The organism is Pseudonocardia sp. Ae717_Ps2 (assembly GCF_001932475.1).
Taxonomy (GTDB): Bacteria; Actinomycetota; Actinomycetes; order Mycobacteriales; family Pseudonocardiaceae; genus Pseudonocardia.
In genome coordinates this window covers 3,123,002-3,141,773 of the sequence record NZ_MCIS01000001.1, presented here as the reverse complement: position 1 = coordinate 3,141,773, position 18,772 = coordinate 3,123,002, and the positions used below count along the sequence as shown (strand labels likewise).

General features: G+C 75.0%; 19 protein-coding genes. 11 read left to right on the top strand and 8 right to left on the bottom strand.

Annotated elements, in window-relative coordinates; genetic code table 11:
• The 4 genes from Ae717Ps2_RS14575 to Ae717Ps2_RS14560 are packed head-to-tail and all read right to left on the bottom strand — an operon-like array spanning position 1 to position 2,260.
• Complete coding sequence (locus Ae717Ps2_RS14575; RefSeq protein WP_075306739.1) at positions 1-387, bottom strand: MmcQ/YjbR family DNA-binding protein; 387 nt, start codon at positions 385-387, stop codon at positions 1-3.
• Positions 384-776, bottom strand: coding sequence for a VOC family protein (locus Ae717Ps2_RS14570; protein WP_075333497.1), 393 nt, complete (start codon positions 774-776; stop codon positions 384-386). The genes Ae717Ps2_RS14575 and Ae717Ps2_RS14570 overlap by 4 nt, the downstream gene beginning before the upstream one ends.
• Entirely contained in the window at positions 773-1,603 is an 831-nt protein-coding gene (locus tag Ae717Ps2_RS14565; RefSeq protein ID WP_075306737.1) for an AraC family transcriptional regulator, read from the bottom strand. The genes Ae717Ps2_RS14570 and Ae717Ps2_RS14565 overlap by 4 nt, the downstream gene beginning before the upstream one ends.
• A gap of 60 nt (positions 1,604-1,663) precedes the next feature.
• The gene (locus Ae717Ps2_RS14560; protein WP_060712024.1) at positions 1,664-2,260 is read right to left on the bottom strand and encodes a LysE/ArgO family amino acid transporter; all 597 of its coding nucleotides are present in this window, start codon (positions 2,258-2,260) and stop codon (positions 1,664-1,666) included.
• A 75-nt stretch (positions 2,261-2,335) separates the two neighbouring features.
• On the opposite strand from Ae717Ps2_RS14560, the gene Ae717Ps2_RS14555 reads away from it, so the two are divergent.
• Positions 2,336-3,229 carry a LysR family transcriptional regulator ArgP gene (locus tag Ae717Ps2_RS14555; RefSeq protein WP_075306736.1) on the top strand — a complete coding sequence of 298 codons (894 nt, stop codon included), beginning with the start codon at positions 2,336-2,338 and terminating at the stop codon, positions 3,227-3,229.
• Between the two features lie 78 nt (positions 3,230-3,307).
• Here Ae717Ps2_RS14555 and Ae717Ps2_RS14550 read toward each other — a convergent pair whose 3' ends face one another.
• From Ae717Ps2_RS14550 to Ae717Ps2_RS14540, 3 genes are all read right to left on the bottom strand, one after another.
• Complete coding sequence (locus tag Ae717Ps2_RS14550) at positions 3,308-3,520, bottom strand: hypothetical protein (RefSeq protein WP_020626576.1); 213 nt, start codon at positions 3,518-3,520, stop codon at positions 3,308-3,310.
• 39 nt (positions 3,521-3,559) lie between these two features.
• Positions 3,560-6,406 (bottom strand): transglycosylase domain-containing protein, encoded by a 2,847-nt coding sequence (locus tag Ae717Ps2_RS35185; RefSeq protein WP_255407911.1) that lies wholly within the window; start codon positions 6,404-6,406, stop codon positions 3,560-3,562.
• Positions 6,407-7,727: 1,321 nt separating this feature from the next.
• On the bottom strand, positions 7,728-8,099 hold the full coding sequence (locus tag Ae717Ps2_RS14540) for a nuclear transport factor 2 family protein (protein ID WP_233147562.1): 372 nt from the start codon (positions 8,097-8,099) through the stop codon (positions 7,728-7,730).
• Positions 8,100-8,230: 131 nt separating this feature from the next.
• On the opposite strand from Ae717Ps2_RS14540, the gene thrS reads away from it, so the two are divergent.
• The 8 genes from thrS to Ae717Ps2_RS14500 all read left to right on the top strand — a co-directional run bounded on the left by thrS (position 8,231) and on the right by Ae717Ps2_RS14500 (position 17,187).
• On the top strand, positions 8,231-10,288 hold the full coding sequence (thrS, locus tag Ae717Ps2_RS14535) for a threonine--tRNA ligase (protein WP_075306733.1): 2,058 nt from the start codon (positions 8,231-8,233) through the stop codon (positions 10,286-10,288).
• Positions 10,289-10,297: 9 nt separating this feature from the next.
• The gene (locus Ae717Ps2_RS14530; protein WP_075306732.1) at positions 10,298-10,855 is read left to right on the top strand and encodes an HIT domain-containing protein; all 558 of its coding nucleotides are present in this window, start codon (positions 10,298-10,300) and stop codon (positions 10,853-10,855) included.
• A gap of 95 nt (positions 10,856-10,950) precedes the next feature.
• Positions 10,951-11,565 (top strand): phosphatidylinositol phosphate synthase, encoded by a 615-nt coding sequence (gene pgsA, locus Ae717Ps2_RS14525; protein ID WP_020626619.1) that lies wholly within the window; start codon positions 10,951-10,953, stop codon positions 11,563-11,565.
• Positions 11,558-12,448, top strand: a complete 891-nt coding sequence (locus tag Ae717Ps2_RS14520; protein WP_233147561.1) for a phosphatidylinositol mannoside acyltransferase — start codon at positions 11,558-11,560, stop codon at positions 12,446-12,448. The genes pgsA and Ae717Ps2_RS14520 overlap by 8 nt, the downstream gene beginning before the upstream one ends.
• On the top strand, positions 12,445-13,569 hold the full coding sequence (locus Ae717Ps2_RS14515) for a glycosyltransferase family 4 protein (protein WP_020627808.1): 1,125 nt from the start codon (positions 12,445-12,447) through the stop codon (positions 13,567-13,569). The genes Ae717Ps2_RS14520 and Ae717Ps2_RS14515 overlap by 4 nt, the downstream gene beginning before the upstream one ends.
• Positions 13,566-14,153 carry a hypothetical protein gene (locus Ae717Ps2_RS14510; protein WP_075306731.1) on the top strand — a complete coding sequence of 196 codons (588 nt, stop codon included), beginning with the start codon at positions 13,566-13,568 and terminating at the stop codon, positions 14,151-14,153. Before Ae717Ps2_RS14515 ends, Ae717Ps2_RS14510 begins: the two co-directional genes overlap by 4 nt.
• Before the next feature lie 16 nt (positions 14,154-14,169).
• Positions 14,170-15,087 (top strand): pyridoxal 5'-phosphate synthase lyase subunit PdxS, encoded by a 918-nt coding sequence (pdxS, locus tag Ae717Ps2_RS14505; RefSeq protein WP_075333495.1) that lies wholly within the window; start codon positions 14,170-14,172, stop codon positions 15,085-15,087.
• A 246-nt stretch (positions 15,088-15,333) separates the two neighbouring features.
• Positions 15,334-17,187, top strand: a complete 1,854-nt coding sequence (locus tag Ae717Ps2_RS14500; protein WP_143510389.1) for a glycoside hydrolase family 16 protein — start codon at positions 15,334-15,336, stop codon at positions 17,185-17,187.
• Here Ae717Ps2_RS14500 and Ae717Ps2_RS14495 read toward each other — a convergent pair.
• A complete protein-coding gene (locus tag Ae717Ps2_RS14495) occupies positions 17,133-17,693 on the bottom strand; it encodes a helix-turn-helix domain-containing protein (RefSeq protein ID WP_075306728.1) in 561 nt (186 codons plus the stop codon). The genes Ae717Ps2_RS14500 and Ae717Ps2_RS14495 overlap by 55 nt on opposite strands.
• 54 nt (positions 17,694-17,747) lie before the next feature.
• Between Ae717Ps2_RS14495 and Ae717Ps2_RS14490 the strand changes: the two genes are divergently transcribed.
• Together Ae717Ps2_RS14490 and Ae717Ps2_RS14485 are read left to right on the top strand one after the other, a co-directional pair.
• Positions 17,748-18,422, top strand: coding sequence for an AzlC family ABC transporter permease (locus Ae717Ps2_RS14490; protein WP_075306727.1), 675 nt, complete (start codon positions 17,748-17,750; stop codon positions 18,420-18,422).
• Positions 18,419-18,727, top strand: coding sequence for an AzlD domain-containing protein (locus tag Ae717Ps2_RS14485; protein WP_075306726.1), 309 nt, complete (start codon positions 18,419-18,421; stop codon positions 18,725-18,727). Before Ae717Ps2_RS14490 ends, Ae717Ps2_RS14485 begins: the two co-directional genes overlap by 4 nt.
• Positions 18,728-18,772 lie beyond the last annotated feature (45 nt).

Sequence of the window (18,772 nt, the reverse complement as noted above, 5' to 3'; positions counted from 1 at the left end):
TCAGCGCTCGAGCCGGGCGGTCAGCCGGGCCGGGGCGACGCAGCGCCACGCGTCGGTCACGATCTCGGTGATCTCGTCGCGGTCGGCGGCGTCGGGTCCGGTGCCGTCCAGCACCACCCCGAGCCAGCCGCGGTGGCCGACGTAGGCGGGCCGGAAGAACCGGGCCGGGTCCTCGGCGACCAGCTCGGACTGGACGCCCGGGGGAGCGGCGCACCAGAACGCCCGGTGCGGGTGGCCGTGGTGGTGGTCGGCGTAGGACACGAACATCCTGCGTACGAACCACGACGGCGACCCGTGGCTGAGCTTCTCGGTCACCTCGGGCAGCGACAGGCAGATCTCCCGCAGCCACGGCAGCGGGTCGGCGGGGTCCGGGTGGCGTGCGGTCACGGGCGCCCCGGGGACGGCCGGTAGGTCCCCATGCTCCATGTGGTGCCCTCCGGGTCGGTGACGGCGCACTCGCGTGAACCGTAGTCCTGGTCGACCGGTGCCATGGCGATCTGCGCCCCGGCGGCGACCGCACGGGCGTGCACCGCGTCCGGGTCGTCGCACGTCAGGTAGATCACGGCCGGGCCGGTGTCGAAACGGTCGCCACCGGGCCGGCGCGGTCCGATCAGGACGAGGCCGGTGTCGTCGCCGTCGTCCCAGGCGAGCTCGGCGTGGGCGACGGTGCCGTCCTCGCCGGTGTGGACGGCGGCCTCCCGGAAGCCGAGCGCGGAGGTGAGGAACGCGATCGCGGCGCGCGGGTCGTCGTAGCGGAGGGTGGGATGGATGCTCATGACGCCCGATCCTGGCCGGGGCCGGGCGGGAGGTCTTGAACGGATGCGAACACCTCGGCCCGGAACGCGGCGGGCGGCAGCCCGGCCAGCGCGCGGAACTCGCGCGTGAGATGGGCCTGGTCGGCGTAGCCGCAGGCGACGGCGATCCCGGCGAGCGGCTCGCGGCCACGCCCGACCAGGCCCGCGGCCCGGCCGAAGCGCAGGACGCGGCGCGCGGTACCCGGGGTCAGACCGACCTGGTCGCGGAAGCGGGACTGCAGGTGCCGTGTGCTCCACCCGGTCCCCGCGGCCAGCTCCGCGACGCCGACCCGGCCGTCGGTGGCGAGGAGCCGGTCCCACGCCCAGCACACCTCCGGTGCGACGACGCGTGCGCGCGGGTCGAGCAGCCGCTCCGCCAGTAGTGCGTTGACCAGTGCGAACCGTCCGGCCCAGGTCGGTTCGGCGGCGAGGCGTGCGGGCAGCGCGGCCAGCGTGGGGTCGTGCAGCTCCTCCAGGCGCGGGACCGCGCCGCCGGGCAGCGCACGCCCGCCGAGCACGGTGAACGCCGCCGCCGGGGTGAGGTCGACCTGCACGCCGGCCTGTGGGCCGGTGAACTCGGTCAGCACCCAGGTGTCGCTCGGCGCGCCGACGAACGCGTCCGCCGTCGCGGTGCCGAGCGCGGGGCCGGACAGGGTCAGCGGATGCAGCCCGAGGATCAGCGCGACCCCGCCGGCCGCGGGCTGACGACGCCGCCGCGGCGCGGAGGCGTGTTCGCGGTAACCGAGCAGGCGCAGCACCCGGCCGCGCAGCGCGACGGGCGGCTGCACCGACACGTACTCGGCGGACACGGGTCAGGTTCTACTCCGGATCGGCCGGGTCGCGCACCGCCGGGATGGTCCGAGCGGGACTCAGGAGACGGCGAGGCCGGCGGCGAGCCCGAGCATCACCGCCGCGACGACGCCGTCGAGCACCCGCCACGCGGTCGGCCGCGCGAACAGCCCGGCGAGCCGCGCCGCGCCGAAGCCCAGCCCGGAGAACCAGGTCAGGCTGGCCACGACCACCCCGGCGCCGAACGCCCACCGGCCGTCGTCGCCGTGGGCGGCGGCCAGCGACCCGAGGACGAGCAGGTCCAGCATCATGTGCGGGTTGAGGAAGGTCAGCGCCGCCGCGCTCCCCAGGACGGGTACGAGCGGCCGGGCCGAGCCGTGCGCGTCGGCGTCGAGCGAGCCGGGACGGACGGCGCGCCGCAGCGCCACCAGCCCGTAGCCGGTCAGCCAGACGACGCCGCCCCACCGCACCACCTCGACCAGGCCCGGTACGCGGTCGACCACCAGCCCGACACCCGCGACCGCCGCGGTCACCAGCACCAGGTCGGCCAGAACGCAGAACAGCACCACCGCCGGGACGTGCTCGCGGCGCAGCCCCTGCCTCAGCACGAACGCGTTCTGCGCCCCGATCGCCGCGATCAGCGACAGTCCCGTCCCGAATCCCGCCAGCACACTCACGTCGTCGACGCTAGGCCGACCGCGTCAGGAGGACGTCGAGAACTGAAAGAACTTCATGAAGTGTAGCTTTGCTTCATGTACGACCGGGATCAGCTGGCCACCCTGAGCGCCGTGGTCGAGGAGGGCGGTTTCGACGCCGCCGCCGCGCGGCTGTCGATCACGCCGTCCGCGGTGTCCCAGCGGATCAAGGCCCTGGAACGGCAGGCGCGCCGGATCCTGGTGCGCCGCACGCGTCCGTGCGTCGCGACCGAGGAGGGGGCCGCGCTGCTGCGGCTGGCCCGCCAGATCGCGGTGCTCGAGGGGGAGGTCGAGGCCGGCTTCGGCAGTGCCGACACCGCGGGCACCCACCTGCCGATCGCGGTGAACGCGGACTCGGTGACCCACTGGTTCCTGTCCGCGGTGGTGCCCCTGGCCGCCCGGCACGGGGTCCGGCTGGATCTGCACGTCGACGACGAGCAGTACACCGCGGCCCTGCTCCGCGAGGGTTCGGTGGTCGGGGCGGTCACGACGTCGTCGGCGCCGGTGCAGGGCTGCGCGGTCCGGCCGTTGGGCGCGACCCGCTACCGGCCCGTCGCGGCCCGGCCGGTGTACGACCGGTGGTTCGCCGGGCGGGACCCGGCCGAGGCGTTCCCGCTCGCGCCGCGGGTCGACTTCGGGTCGAAGGACGTGTTGCAGACCCGGTTCGTCCGCGGGCTCACCCACCGGCCGTGCACCGGTCCGGCCCACCGGGTGCCCGCCGCCGACGGCTACCACGAGGCGATCCGCGCCGGTCTGGGCTGGGGGATGTTCACCGACGGCCCGGCGCGGGAGGCGGCGGCCGCCGGGCGGCTCGTGCTGCTCGACGCCGATCGCCACCTCGACGTCCCGCTCTACTGGCAGCACTGGAAGCTCAGCACCACCGTGCTCGACGCGCTCACCGAGTCGGTCTGTGCGGCGGCGGCCACGATCCTGGTGCCGCCGTCCCGCTGACCGGGAGGTCCCGGATCACACCGACCGGGAGGTCCCGGATCACACCGACCGGTCGCGGATCCCGGGGCCCGGGAGGTCTCAGATCCCGGAGCGCCAGGGTCGCCCGAGCCGGATGTCGCAGGTGATGACCCCGCGGTCGACGCCGGTGAGGTCCGCGATCAGGTCGCGGACCGCGTCCTCGGCCGCCCGGGGGTCGTCGACGGTGGTCGACGCCTCGATGCCCGGCACGTAGAGGGTGAGCCTGCGGTCCGCCCGCCAGGCCACCACCTCGAAGTGATGGTCACCGGTCACCCGTCCACGGTAGCCCGGCGGTGGCGCGAACGGGGCGGATCAGCCGACGGTCGGGTCCGCGGCACGGCCCGCGTCGCCGCCGGGCTGGGTGTCGTCCTGCGGGGCGGGCAGCGGGTCGCCGGTGGCCTCCGGGGCGCCGGTCGGGTCCACGGGGGCCGGGGCAGGCGGCTCGGCGGGGGCGGCCGGTTCCGCGGTCGGCTCCGGGGTGGGCTCGGCGGAGGGCGTGCTGGTCGGCGTCGCCGGGGCGGTCGGCTCGTTGGGCGCCAGGGTGGAAGGTGCCTCGCCGATCGGCCTGAACGCCGGGAACTCGGTCGTGCCGGTGGCGCGCACGGTGTCGGACATGAACTCCTTCCACACCGATCCGGGCAGGTCGGAGCCGTTGATCGGGCGGCCGGAGGAGTCCTGGATCGGGTCGTTGCGGTCGGTGCCGACCCACACGGCCGTCGCGATCTGGGGGGTGAAGCCGGCGAACCAGGCGTCGTTGTTCTGGCCCTCGAAGCGCGACTGGACGGTGCCGGTCTTGCCGGCGGCCTCCTGCCCGTCGGGCAGCTGCAGCCCGTCGTTGTCGACGACGTTCATCATCGCCTCGACGACGTTGCGTGCCACCTGCTCGGGGAAACGCTGTTCGCCCTCGCCGGGCTGGTACTCGTAGAGCACGCGCCCGTCGGAGTCGACGACCTTGGACACCATGTGCGGGGGGTGCCAGACGCCGCCCGCGGCGATGGTGGCGTAGGCCGACGCCAGCTGGACCGGCGTGACCTCCTTGTTGCCCAGCGGGAGCCGCGCGTCCGGGTTGTCCAGCGGCGCGGTGATCCCGGCGAGCCGGGCGGCGTCGGCGACCTTCTGCGGTCCGACCTGCGCGGCGAGCTTGGTGAAGACGACGTTGTTGGAGATCGTCATCGCCTGCTTGAGGTCGCAGCGCGGGCAGTTGGCGCCCTCGGCGTTGCGCAGCCCCGGCCGCTCGGACCCGTCGAAGGTGGTTCCCAGGCCGATCGGTGGGTCGTTCAGGAGCCCGGCGAGCACGGCGAACGGCTTGAACGTCGACCCGGGCTGCTTCATGACCTGGGCGTAGTCCAGGCCGGTGCCGTTCGATCCGCCGTAGTAGCCGACGATCCCGCCGGTGCGCGGGTCGATCGCGACGGCACCGGTGCGCAGCAGCTCGGGCTCGCCGCGCAGCTTCTGCTCGACCGAGTCGGTGAGCTGCTGCTGGCGCTGCGGGTCGATCGTCGTCGTGACCTGGAGGCCGCCCTGGGCGAACGCCTGCTCGGAGATGCCCAGCGAGCCCAGTTCGGAGCGGACGGCGTTGAGGATGTGGCCGCGTGCGTCGGTCAGCGACGACGACCGGGAGGTGTTCTGCGGCGGGATCGTCTGCGGGAACACCGCTGCCTGCCGGTCGGCCGTGGAGATCCAGCCCTGGGCGTTCATGCCGTCGAGGACGAAGTTCCAGCGCTGCTTCGCCCGGTCCGGGGAGTTCGCCGGGTCCCAGTTGGACGGCGACTGGATGATCCCGGCGAGCAGCGCGCCCTCGCTGGGGGTCAGCTGGGCCGCGGGCTTGCCGAAGTAGGCGAGGCTGGCGGACTCGATGCCGTAGGCGCCGCGGCCGAAGTAGATGGCGTTGAGGTAGTCGTTGAGGATCTCGTCCTTGGACTTCTGCCCGGAGACCTTCAGCGAGACGATCAGTTCCTTGTACTTGCGCCAGTAGGTCGCGTCGTTGCCGACCAGGGTGTTCTTGACGTACTGCTGGGTGATCGTCGACCCGCCGCCGACGCCGCCGGTCAGCTGGTTGACCATCGCGCGCAGGATGCCGGTGAAGTCGAAGCCCGGGTTCGAGTAGAACGACCGGTCCTCGGCGGCGAGCACGGCCTCGCGCACGTGGATCGGGATGGCGTCCATCCCGACCTTGATCCGGTTGCCCTGCTCGGGCACCAGCCGGGCGAGCTGCCCGCCGTCGGCGTAGGAGACGGTCGCGATCTGGTTCTGCACGGCGTCGTCGGTGCTGGGGATCGGGAACAGCAGCCAGCCGATCCCGAGCAGCAGCAGCGGCAGCAGCACGATCGACGCGGCCGTCCCGACCAGCGAGTACACGATCTGCCGGCGGCGCCGGGTCCGGCGCTCCTCGGGGGTGAGGGCGGCCTTCTGGTCGGCGTCGAGGATGCCGAGGCGGCGACGCACGACACCCACTCCGGGGCCGACGAGTGCGATGACCCGGTCGAACGGTCCGTCGGGCTCGGCCCGGCGCCGGCGGCGCGGGCCGGGGGCCGCGGCGTCGACGAGTTCGGTGCCCGGGTCGTCGCCGGGGGCGGGGACCAGCGCGGTGGGTGCTCCGCCGTCGCTGCGGGGGCGGGCGGCGGGCACGAGCCCGGTGCGGGCCGCGGCGGCGGGGGCGAGCGCGGTCGCGGCGTCGTCGGGGCCGGATCGGCGGCGGCCGCCGGTGTGCGCGGGCAGGGCGTCCGTGGCGCTGCCGGCGCTCCCGTCCGGTTCGGGACGACGACGGCGTCCGGTGCGGGGGGTGCCGCTCGTGCCGCCCTGGGCCGCCGGGCCCGGGCTCGGTGCCGGAGGCGCGGCGAGGGCCGCGGTGGTAGCCGGGGTCACGGTGGTAGCCGGGGTCGCTGTGGTCGCCGGTGTCGCGGTGGTCGCCGGGGCGGCCGACGCCGGGGCGGGCCGTGCGGATCGGGTCGGGGGCACGGCGGGCCGTGGGACCGGCGGCAGCGACGGGTGCTCCCCGGGGCGGGCTGCGGCGGCCCGGGGTGCGGCGGCGGGCGGGCCGGCGGCGGGGTTCCGGCGGGGCCCGGTGTCCCGGCGCCCCGGGGTGGCCGCGGGCGGGGTGGGACGGCCGGCCGGCGCGGACGTCCCGGCCGGACGGGACGGCGCGGGGCCTGCCGACACGCCGGACGACGCGGGGCCGGAGGTCGCAGAGCCGGAGGGCGGGGAACCGGACGCCGCCGAGCCGGGCGCGGCAGGACCGGACACGGTAGGGCCGGGCGATGCAGGGCCGGGCGAGGCAGGGCCGGACCCGGCAGGGCCGCCGGGCCTGCCGGTGCCGGGGCGCCGCTGTGGGCCGGTGGTGTGCCGGTTCCCGGTCGGCGTTGCTCTGCTCGGGGTGGCCCCGGTCGGCGTGGCCCCGGTTGGCGTGGCCCCCGTGGGGGCGGGCGGGCCAGCCGGCGTCGCGCCGGTGGTGCCGGGCTGCGGGCCGCGGCCGGGTTCGCGGGGCACGGTGCCGCCGCGCACACGCAGCCCGACCTTCGTGCTGCCCCCGGAGCCGTGGGCCCCGGAGCCCGTCGCGGCGCCGTGCGCGGACGACCCGTTCGCGGCAGCACCGTTCGCGGCAGCACCGTTCGCAGGGGATCCGTTGGTGCGGGCGCCGTGCGCAGGGGCGCCGTTCGTCGGTGTCCCTGCGCCGGCGGAGACGGCTTCGTCGGCCCGCCGGGAGCGTCGACGGCGGCCGTCCTCACCGGCACCGGGAGACCCGTTCGCGCCGGAACCTCGTGACCCGTCCGCGCCGGCGTTTCGCGGTCGGCCCGGGCCGGGGCGCGCGGTGGACCCGGTGGCCCGCACGACGTCGGTGAAGGACCGCGCCTCCGGGTCACCGGACCGCACACGCCCGTCGGCGGCGGGGGCGCCGTGCCGTGCCGGGGCGCCGGAGTCGGCGCGGGCGACCTCGTCGCTGCTGTGTCGTCCGGTCTGGTGTCGTCCGGTCGGGCGCTCCTCGGTGTCGACCGCACGACCGGGAGCGGAGGCACCGTGGGAGCCGGACACACCGTAGGAATCGGACTCGGGAGAGCGGCGCGACCGCGGCGGTGGGGGCGGGCCTGCGGGCAACCGGCTCTCCCTTCTGGTCGTCTGCCGGCGCAGCCGGACGGTGGCGTGGTCTCACCCGGTCAACGAGCTCCCTGCCTCAACGAGGGACCGGAGGGCGGCGTTGTGCCCACCTGATCGACGTCACTCGAATGTCGGCACGTCAGCGGGGTGATGGCGCGCTCCGTGACCGGATCGCCCGATCATGGTGCGGCATGTGGACCATCGTGCCCGCGGCCGAAGGGCTGCACAGGCGAGGCGATCACTGCATCGAGCAACGGCCGGTTGTGTGCGACGACGCGCGAGCGAGCCGGGGCCGGACGGCCGGACGGCCGCATCCGGCGGGACGACCGGCCGTCGTCGGTCGCCGGGCGGCGGCAACCCCGCCCCCGACCTGCGGCGACGGGCAGGGTCAGGACAGCAGCGGGCCCATGCGGTCGCGCAGTGCGACCGCGGCCGACAGCGGCCTTACGAGCACGGTCAGCTCGCGGATGCGGCCCTCGTCGTCGGTGCGCAGCACGTCGACCCCCTGCACCTCGCGCTCCCCGACGGTCGCGGTGAACTCGAGCACGTGGCCGTCGTCGCCGGAGTACTCGGCGACGTAGCGGAACCCGCCGAAGACGGTGAACACCGCGCCGAGGATGGGGCGCAACGCCTCCCGGCCCCGGTAGGGGCGGTGCACGACGGGCGAGCGGAACTCGACGTCGTCGCGGCAGAGGGCGACGGCCGCGTCGAGGTCTCCGGCCTCGATCGCGGCCCGGAAGCGGGCGGCGGCGTCGTTCACGTCCGCGATCATCCCCGGGCGCCCCGGTCCGGGGCCACCCGGCGCCCGTGTTCCCCGCGGTCGAAACCGGTTCGCGCCCCCCGACTAGCATCGGAGGTCCATCCGTTCGCACCACCGCAGGAGGCACCCCCGTGTCCGCACTGTCCGCCCCGCCAGCGTCCGCCCCGATCCGGGTGCCGGCCGGGACGACGGCCGGTGGGCGCGTCCGGGAGGGCGGGCTGCCGACCAGCGGTCCCGAGGCGATCGTCGTCGTGCGCGACGCCGAGGGCGTCCTGCGCGACCTGGCCTGGGCCCCCGAGGCCGACGCCGAGGTCGTGCCGGTCCCGGCGAACACCGAGGAGGGGCGCAGCGTCATCCGGCACTCGGCGGCGCACGTGCTCGCACAGGCCGTCCAGCAGCTGTTCCCGAAGGCGAAGCTGGGCATCGGCCCGCCGGTCACCGACGGCTTCTACTACGACTTCGACGTCGACACCCCCTTCACCCCCGAGGATCTGAAGAAGATCGAGTCGGCGATGAAGAAGATCGTCAAGTCCGGCCAGCGCTTCGAGCGCCGCCGCTACGCCTCCCGCGACGAGGCCCGCGCCGAGCTCGCCGACCAGCCGTACAAGCTGGAGCTGATCGACCTCAAGGGCGGTGCCGACTCCGACGGCGAGGTCATGGAGGTCGACTCCTCCGGCGAGCTCACCGTCTACGACAACGTGCACGCCCACACCGGCGCGACCGTCTGGTCGGACCTCTGCCGCGGCCCGCACCTGCCGACCACCAAGTACATCCCGGCGTTCTCGCTGACCCGCTCGGCCGCCGCGTACTGGCGGGGCGACCAGGCCAACGCCCAGCTCCAGCGGATCTACGGCACCGCGTGGGAGTCCCAGGAGGCGCACGACGCCTACCTGGAGCGCATCGCCGAGGCCGAGCGCCGCGACCACCGCCGCCTGGGCAGCGAGCTGGACCTGTTCAGCTTCCCCGACGAGATCGGGTCCGGCCTGCCCGTCTTCCACCCCAAGGGCGGGGTCGTCCGCAAGGAGCTGGAGGACCTCTCGCGCGAGCGGCACGCCGAGGCGGGCTACGAGTTCGTCTACACCCCGCACGCGACCAAGGGCGCGCTGTTCCAGAAGTCCGGGCACCTGGAGTGGTACGCCGAGGGCATGTACCCGCCCATGCAGCTCGACGCGGAGTACACCGCCGACGGCGAGCTCAAGCGGCCCGCGGTGGACTACTACCTCAAGCCGATGAACTGCCCGATGCACAACCTGATCTTCGCCTCGCGCGGGCGGTCCTACCGCGAGCTGCCGCTGCGGCTGTTCGAGTTCGGCACCGTCTACCGCTACGAGAAGTCCGGTGTCGTGCACGGCCTGACCCGGGCCCGCGGCTTCACCCAGGACGACGCGCACATCTACTGCACCCGCGAGCAGATGCAGGGCGAGATCCGCAGCCTGCTGCAGTTCGTGCTCGACCTGCTGCGCGACTACGGCCTCGACGACTTCTACCTGGAGCTCTCCACCCGCAACCCGGAGAAGTCCATCGGGTCCGACGAGTCGTGGGCCGAGGCCACCCAGGCGCTGCGCGACGCCGCCGAGAGCTTCGGTCTGGAGCTGCGCGACGACCCGGGCGGCGCCGCGTTCTACGCCCCGAAGATCTCGGTGCAGGCCCGTGACGCGATCGGCCGCTACTGGCAGATGTCGACCATCCAGGTCGACCTGATGCTGCCGGACCGCTTCGAGCTGGAGTACACCGCCTCCGACGGCTCCCGGCAGCGCCCGGTCATGATCCACCGCGCGTTGTTCGGGTCGATCGAGCGCTTCTTCGGCGTGCTCACCGAGCACTACGCCGGCGCCTTCCCGGCGTGGCTGGCGCCCGTCCAGGTCGTGGGGATCCCGGTCACCGAGGCCCAGGACGACTACGTCCGCGACGTCGCCGCCCGGCTGCGCGCCGCCGGCATCCGGGTCGACGTCGACTCCGGTGACGACCGCATGCAGAAGAAGATCCGCACCCACACCCTGGCGAAGGTGCCGTTCCTGCTGCTCGTCGGCGGACGCGACGTCGAGGCCGGTGCGGTCAGCTTCCGGTTCCGCGACGGCTCGCAGACCAACGCGGTGCCGGTCGAGCAGGCGGTCGCCTCCATCATCGAGTGGGTGCGCTCGCGCACGAACACCTCGCCGACCGCGGAGAGCTTCCCGGCCGGCGCCTAGGATCGGCGCATGGAGCAGGAGTGGGTCCCGCAGGAGGGGACCGGGACGCCCGACGGCTTCGCCCGGCTGTGGACCCCGCACCGGCTCGCCTACATCCAGGGTGCCGGAGACACCGGCTGCCCGTTCTGCCGGATCGCCCGGGGGGAGACCCTGGGCGAGTCGGCGGACCCGGACGCGGACAACCTCGTCGTCGCCCGCGGCGACGAGGTGTTCGCGCTGCTGAACCTGCACCCGTACAACCCGGGGCACCTGATGGTGCTGCCCTACCGGCACGTCGCGGACCTGGAGGACCTCACCGACTCCGAGGCCGGTGAGCTGATGGCGTTCACCCGGCAGGCCGTCGTGACCATGAAGAAGGTCGCGGCGCCGCACGCGTTCAACGTGGGGCTGAACCTGGGCCACGTCGCGGGCGGGTCGCTGGCCGAGCACCTGCACCAGCACGTCGTCCCGCGGTGGGGTGGGGACGCGAACTTCATCGCCGTCGTCGGGCAGACCAAGGTCATCCCGCAGCTGCTCGCCGAGACCCGCGACCAGCTGGCCCAGGCGTGGGAACCGCCACGCCGCTGACTCCGGCCGCACCTGCGGCGGGCGGATCCGGTGTCGGACTAGGCTGGGAGGGTCCCCCCACCGTCGCCGTCCTGCACGGGAGCACGCAGCCGCCGATGCTGAACCTGTTCGCCCGCGCGCACGTCAACCGGCTCACCGACCCCGTCGGACGAGCCCTGATCGACCGCGGTGTCAGCCCGGACACCGTCACGGTGCTCGGCACCGTCGGGGCCGTGGTCTGTTCGCTGGCGTTCCTGCCCACCGGGTGGCTGGCGCTCGGCGCGGTGCTGGTCACCCTGTTCGTGCTCACCGACCTGATCGACGGCGCGATGGCCCGCGCGCGGGGGCACGGCACCCCGTTCGGGGCGGTGCTCGACTCCACCTGCGACCGGATCGTCGACGGTGCCCTGTTCGCCGGGCTCGCCTGGTGGGCGTTGACCGGCGGGGCCGAGCCCCTCGCCGGTGCCGCCGCGCTGGTGGCGCTGGTCGGCGGCCAGATCGTGTCCTACGTCAAGGCCCGCGCCGAGTCCGTCGGGCTCACCGCCGAGGGCGGTCTCGTCGAACGCGCCGAACGGCTCATCCTCGGCCTGGTCGGGGCGTTCCTGTCCGGCGTCGGGGTGCCGTGGGCGCTGACCGTCACCCTCGTCGTGCTGGCGCTCGGGACGGCGGTGACCCTCGGCCAGCGGATCCTGGCGGTACGGCGGAGCTCCCGCGAGGCCCCCCGTGCCTGACCTGCGGGAACGCACGGCTGCCGCGCTCGGCGCCGCCGGGTACGCGGCGGGCTGGACGGTTGCGGGGCGGCTGCCCGCGGGTGTGGTGGAGCGGGTGTTCGACGCGGGCGCCGCGCTCGCGGTGCGCCGCGACGGCCCGGGGGTGCGGCGGCTGCGGCACAACCTGCGCCGGGTCCGCCCCGACGCGACCCTCGCCGAGCTCGACGCGCTGGTCGCCGCCGGGATGCGCAGCTACGCCCGCTACTGGCGGGAGGCGTTCGCGCTACCCGGGCTCGACCCCGCCGCGGTGCACGCCGCGATGGCGCCGCACGCCCACGGCGTCGCCGACGCACTCGCGGCCGTCCGGTCCGGGCGCGGGGTCGTGTTCGCCCTCCCGCACGCCGGCAACTGGGACCTGGCCGGGCTCTATCTGCTGCGCGAGCTCGACCGGCTCGGGCTCGAACCGGCGCTGACCACCGTCGTGCAACGGCTGCGCCCGGAGCCGTTGTTCCGCCGGTTCCTCGCCTACCGGTCCGGGCTCGGGTTCGAGGTCGTGACCGCCGACGACCCCCGCACGGCGCACCGGGCGCTGACCGGGCGGCTGCGCCGCGGCGGCGTGGTCTGCCTGGTCGCCGACCGCGACCTGTCCGGCACCGGCACCGAGGTGACCTTCCTCGGGGGGCCCGCCCGGCTGCCGTCCGGCCCGGCCCGGCTGGCCCGGCTCACCGGTGCCGCCCTGCACCCGGCCTACCCCTACTTCACCGACGACGCCTGGGGCGTCGAGGTCGGAGCGCCTGTCCCGCCCGGTCCCGACGCCGTCCAGCGCCTCGCCGACGCCTTCGGCGACATGATCGCCCGCCGCCCGTGGGACTGGCACATGCTCCAACCGGTCGGTGCGGGATGAGGATCGGGATCGTCTGCCCGTACTCCCTCGACGTCGCCGGGGGAGTGCAGCGCCACGTCCTGGACCTCGCCGCCGCGCTGCGCGGGCTCGGGCACACGGTCGAGGTCCTGGCCCCGGCGACCGGCACGGCGCCGGAGTTCGTCACCCCGGCCGGACGGGCCGTCGGCGTCCCCTACAACGGCTCCGTCGCCCGCGTCGCGTTCGGCCCGATGACCCGCCATCGCACCCGGCGCTGGCTCGCCACGCACGACTTCGACGTGCTGCACGTGCACGAGCCGACGACCCCGTCGGTGTCGGCGCTGGCGCTGCTCGACGCCCGCGGGCCGGTCGTCGCGACCTTCCACACCTCCACCGAGCGATCCCGGGCGCTCGCGGCGTTCGGACCCATGGCGCGACCCCTGCTGGAACGGGTGACGGCGCGGATCGCGGTGTCGGCGACCGCGCGCCGGGTGCAGGTCGAGCACCTGGGCGGGGACGCCACCGAGATCCCCAACGGCGTCGACGTCGCCCGGTTCGCCCACGGACCGGCGCTGGACCTGCCGCCCGCGGTGCGGGTCGGCTACGTCGGCCGCTTCGACGAGCCCCGCAAGGGCATGCCGGTGCTGCTGGACGCGCTGCGCCGGGTCGTCGCCGACCGGCCGGACGTGCGGCTGCTCGTCGTCGGCCGCGGCGACGGCGACCGGCTGCTGCGCACCGCGGGGCCCGGGCTGGCCGAGCGGATCGACCTGCTCGGTCCGGTCGACGAGGAGACCAAGGCCGCCGCGCTGCGCTCGGTCGCGGTGTTCTGCGCACCGCACCGCGGCGGGGAGAGCTTCGGGATGGTGCTGACCGAGGCGATGGCCGCGGGCACCCCGGTGCTGGCCGCGGACCTCGAGTCCTTCCGCGCCGTCCTCGACGACGGCCGCGCCGGCGCCCTGTTCCCGCCCGGCGACGACGCCGCCCTGGCCGCCGCGCTGTCCGGCCTGCTCGACGACGACACCGCCCGGGCCCGGCTCGCCGCCGCCGGTCGGGAACGGGTGCAGCGCTACGACTGGCCGGTCGTCGCCGGGGACGTGCTGCGCGTGTACCGGGCCGCGATCGCCGCCGCACCGCGACCGCTGGTGCGCGGGGGCGCACGGTGAGCACCGCCGTCGTCGCCGGGACGGCGGTCCTCGCGGCACTGCTGGTGGCGGCTCTCACCCTGTGGTGCGTGACACGGGTCCGACGCCTGCACCGGCTGCACGTGCGGGTCGACGCCGCCCGCGCCGGGCTGGCCGCGGCGCTGGACGCCAGGGCCCGGGTCGCGCTCGCCGTCGCCGGCGCGCTCGGTCCCGCCGCGCCACCGGACCTGCGCCGGGCCGCCGTCGCCGCGCGTGCGCTGCCCGCCCCGGCGCCGGACGGCCGCGACCCGGCCGGGAGCCGCGCCGCCCGCGAGGCCGCGGAGAACGCCCTGACCAGGCAGCTCGCCGCCGTCCGGCGGGGACCGGGGGAGCCCGCGCCCTGCGGCGACCTCGCCGAGGCGGAGGCGCTGGTCGTGCTGGCCCGCCGGGTGCACAACGACGCCGTCCGCGACACCCGTGCGTTGCGGTCCCGGCGGCTGGTCCGGATGCTGCGGTTGTACGGGACCGCACCGGAGCCGGTGTACTTCGAGATCGCCGATCCGGAACCGCCGCGTTCACCTGCGCGACCTCACGTAGAATCGCGACGCAGTCCGACCGTCATGTGAGGAGCTCCGATCACCCGTGTCCGCAGCTGAGAACACCCCCGACACCGCCGGTCCGCAGCACGGCACCGCGCGGGTGAAGCGCGGGATGGCCGAGATGCTGAAGGGCGGCGTGATCATGGACGTCGTCACCCCGGATCAGGCCAAGATCGCCGAGGACGCCGGGGCCGTCGCCGTCATGGCCCTCGAGCGCGTCCCGGCCGACATCCGCGCCAACGGCGGCGTGGCCCGCATGTCGGACCCGGACATGATCACCGGCATCGTCGAGGCCGTGTCCATCCCGGTCATGGCGAAGGCCCGCATCGGCCACTTCGTCGAGGCCCAGGTCCTGCAGTCCCTGGGTGTGGACTACATCGACGAGTCCGAGGTGCTGACCCCGGCCGACGAGGCGCACCACATCGACAAGTGGAGCTTCACCGCCCCCTTCGTCTGCGGCGCCACCAACCTCGGCGAGGCCCTGCGCCGCATCTCCGAGGGCGCGGCGATGATCCGCTCGAAGGGCGAGGCCGGCACCGGCAACGTCGTCGAGGCGACCCGGCACATGCGCTCGATCCGCGCCGAGATCGGCCGGCTCGCCTCGCTCGACGCCGCCGAGCTCTACATCGCGGCCAAGGAGCTGCGCGCCCCGGTCGAGCTGGTCGCCGAGGTGGCCCGCACCGGGAAGCTGCCGGTCGTGCTGTTCACCGCCGGCGGCATCGCGACCCCGGCCGACGCCGCGATGATGATGCAGCTCGGCGCCGAGGGTGTGTTCGTCGGTTCCGGCATCTTCAAGTCCGGGGACCCGGCGCAGCGCGCGTCGGCGATCGTGAAGGCCACGACCTTCCACGACGACCCCGAGATGATCGCGAAGGTCTCCCGCGGTCTCGGTGAGGCGATGGTGGGCATCAACATCGCCGACATCCCCGACGAGCAGCGTTACGCCGCTCGCGGCTGGTAAGCACCCCCCGCTCCGCCCCGAGAGCCCCGTCCGGCACGCCGCCGGACGGGGCTCTCGTCGTTCCGGGGACCACGGTCCGGTGACCCGATCGGTCCCCCGGACGCGTGGGTCGTCCGTTCCGGACACGTTCCGCGGTCGCTCGGTGGAGGGGTTGCCTACTCGATGTGGTGACAGAGGGGCTCGTGGTGACGCTGTGGCATCTAACGTGCGATGTGGATCAGGAGACCACTGTTACGGAGGAGCCTGATGGGACACTCTGTGAGGGTCGTGGCGATCGCCGCCGCGATGTTGATCAGTTTTCCGGCCGCGGCGTTCGCGGACACCGGAGACGGTCGAGCGGTTGCGACGACGACCGCGGACTGCCCCACGACGGGCGCCACCCCGGGCGGGGGAGCCGGTTCGGGTGGTCCGGCCACCGGCGGTGACGGAGGTGCCGGGTCGGGGAAGCCCGGCGCCTCCGCCACCCCCGGGACGGCCGAGCCCGGGGGAGACGGTGCGTCCGGGAGCGGCTCCGGTGGCGACGGGGGATCGTCGGGGTCGGGTGGCTCGGGGAGCGATGCGGGGTCCGGCTCGGGTGGTGACCGTGGCTCCGGCTCCGGCTCCGGCTCCGGCTCGGGTTCGGGCTCCGGCGGAGACCAGGGGTCGGGTTCCGGTGGGGACTCCGGCAACACGACCTCGGGCACGGGCGACTCCGGCTCCGGCGACACGGGGCCCGGCGACGACACATCCCCGGGCGGTACGACGTCCCCGGGCAGCGACTCCGGCTCCGGCGGCGACCAGGGTTCCGGCGGGGACCACGGATCGGACGGCGCCACGGGCTCCGGTGGCGACTCCGGCTCCGGCGGCGACCACGGAGCCGACCAGGGGTCCGGCGGCGGCTCCGGCAGCGGCAAGGGCGCCGGAGACGAGAAGGGCGCCGGAGACGACAAGAGCGCCGGAGACGACAAGAGCCCCGGAGACGACAAGGGCTCCGACCCGACCTCGGGCCACGACACGACCTCGGGCGACGGCCAGGGCGGTTCGGCCGGCGACCAGGGCGACCAGAGTGACCAGGCCGGATCCGGCGGAGAGCAGGGCGGAGAGCAGGGCTCACCCTCGGACACGACCTCGGCGACCGCGACCCCGGGCGCGGCGCCCGGCGGCGCCACGGCCACCCCGACCGACACCTCGGCCCCCGGCGCGACCCCGGCCCCCGCGGACTGCGCCGCAGGCGCGGCCCCGGCAGGCCCTGCGGCCCCGGCGGTCCCGTCCTATCCGGGTGCGGCGACCAGCGCCGCCGTCGAGCACGGCTGGGGCGAGCCCACCAAGGTCGACGACTTCAACGGCGACGCCCTCACGGGCTGGAGCCCCTACGACGGCCCCGGCCACGCCGGCAAGGGGACCCGTTCCCCGTCGGCGATCTCGGTGAAGGACGGCGTGCTCACCATCGACGGCGACGCCGACGGCACCACCGGCGGCATGGCCTGGTCCGACAGCAGCCAGAAGTACGGCCGCTGGGAGGGCCGGGTGCGGGCGCCCGCGTCGGACCCGTCGTACAACGCGTTGCTGCTGCTCTGGCCGACCGCGGAGAACTTCCCGGTCGGCGGCGAGATCGACTTCATGGAGATGACCGACCACACCCGGCAGAAGACCAACCTGTTCCTGCACTACGGAGAGGACAACTCCCAGGTCCAGGGCTCGGTCGACATCGACGCGACCCAGTGGCACAACTGGGCGGTCGAGTGGACGCCGAAGGGCGTGACCGCCTTCGTCGACGGCAAGCAGTGGTGGCACACCGACGACACCTCGATCCTGCCTCCCGGGCCGATGCACCTGACCATCCAGCTCGACTGGTTCCCCAAGGGCGGCGGCGACGTGAAGCCCTCGGAGATGCAGGTCGACTGGGTCCGTCAGTACGCGCTGCCCGAGTCGGAGAAGGGCGAGGGGGCTCGGGCGGTTCGGGCGGCAACGACGAGGGGCTCCTCGACGGACTGCTGCACCGCATCACCGAGGGCGGTCCGGACCCCGAGCCCGGCTCGGCGACCCGCGGCGCGAGCGGCACCTGATCAGCGGTACTCCATCACCAGCACCGCGGTGGCCCCGGGGGTGAGCGCCCGGTAACTGTGCGGCCGGTCGGCGGGGAAGGTGACGTGGTCACCCGGGTCGAGCTCGACCTGCTCGTCGTCCGGCCCGACGCTCCACCGGCCCGTGGACACCACCAGGTGCTCGACGGTGCCGGGGGAGTGGGCGTCGGCCGTCCGCGCCGGCCCGGGTTCGCAGGTGATGAGGTGCAGGTCGCGGCGAGCGCCCGGCGGACAGCGCGACAGCAGTGCGCCGGTGTACGCGGCCTCCTCCGACCGGATCGCGGGACGGTCGGCGAAGCGCACCACCCGCAGCGGCGACGACGGCGGCTCCACCAGGGCGCTGAACGGCACCCCCGCGACCACGGCGATCGCCCACAGCGTCTCGACGCTCGGGTTCCCGGTGCCCGCCTCCAGCTGCGACAGCGTCGACTTCGCGATCCCCGCGCGCCGGGCCAACTCGGCCGAGGAGATCCCGAGGCGTTCGCGCTCCCGGCGGATGGCCGCCGCGATCGTCGCGAGCGGCGGCTCAGGCGTTCGGTTCATCGTTCTCCTCGTTCGACTTGACGAACACAGGCGGTGTTGTTCACTGTATCGGGCATGCGTTCGATACAGCGAACGACCCGCGGGGACGTCCGCGATGCGCTCACCATCTCGGTGGCCGTCGCCGTCGTCGGGGTGTCCTTCGGCGCGCTCGCGCCGGCCGCCGGGCTGTCCCCGGCCATGACGATGGCGATGTCGCTGCTGGTGTTCGCGGGCGGCGCCCAGCTCCTCGTCACCGGGGTGCTCGCCGCCGGCGGAGGCATGTGGGCCGCCGTCGCCGCGGGGCTGGTGCTCAACCTGCGGCACCTGCCGTTCGGCCTGGCGCTGGCCCGCCACCTGGGTGGGGGCTGGGCGCGGCTGCCCGCGGCCCACGTCGTCACCGACGAGTCGACAGCGTTCGTGCTGGCCCGCACCGACGTCCCCGGGAGGGGGTGGCGTGCGTTCCGGATCCTCGGCGTCGTGAAGTACCTGTGCTGGCAGCTCGGCACCGCGGCCGGTCTCGTGCTCGGCGCGAGCGTGCCGGACCCGGGCGCGTTCGGCCTGGACGCGGCCTTCCCCGCCGCGATGCTGGCGATGCTCGTCCCGATGCTGCGCCGGGTCGACGCCCGCCGGGTCGGTGCCGCCGCGGCAGCGGTCTCGCTGGCCTGTGCACCGTTCCTTCCGGCGGGGCTGCCCGTGCTGGCCGGCCTGCTCGGCGTCACCGCCGCCGGACGGACGGAGGAGCAGTCGTGACCGTCGCCGCCCTGCTCGTCCTCGCCGGCGGGACCTACCTCATGCGGCTGCTGCCGCTCGTCCTGCACGACCGGGTCGCCCTGTCACCGCGCACCGTCCGCCTCGTCGAGCTGGGGGCGGCCGGGCTGCTCGTCGCGCTCGTCGCCACCGGAACATGGTTCGAGGGGGCCGGGTTCGCCGGCTGGGCCCGCCCGGCCGGGGTGGCCGTGGCCGCGGGTGCGCTGCTGCTGCGGATGCCGTTCGTGCTGGTCGTCGTCCTCGCCGCGGCGACGACGGCCGGGCTGCGCCTGGCCGGGATCGGCTGAGCCGGTCGTCACCCCGGCGCGCGCCCCGCGCCGGGGACCGCGAGG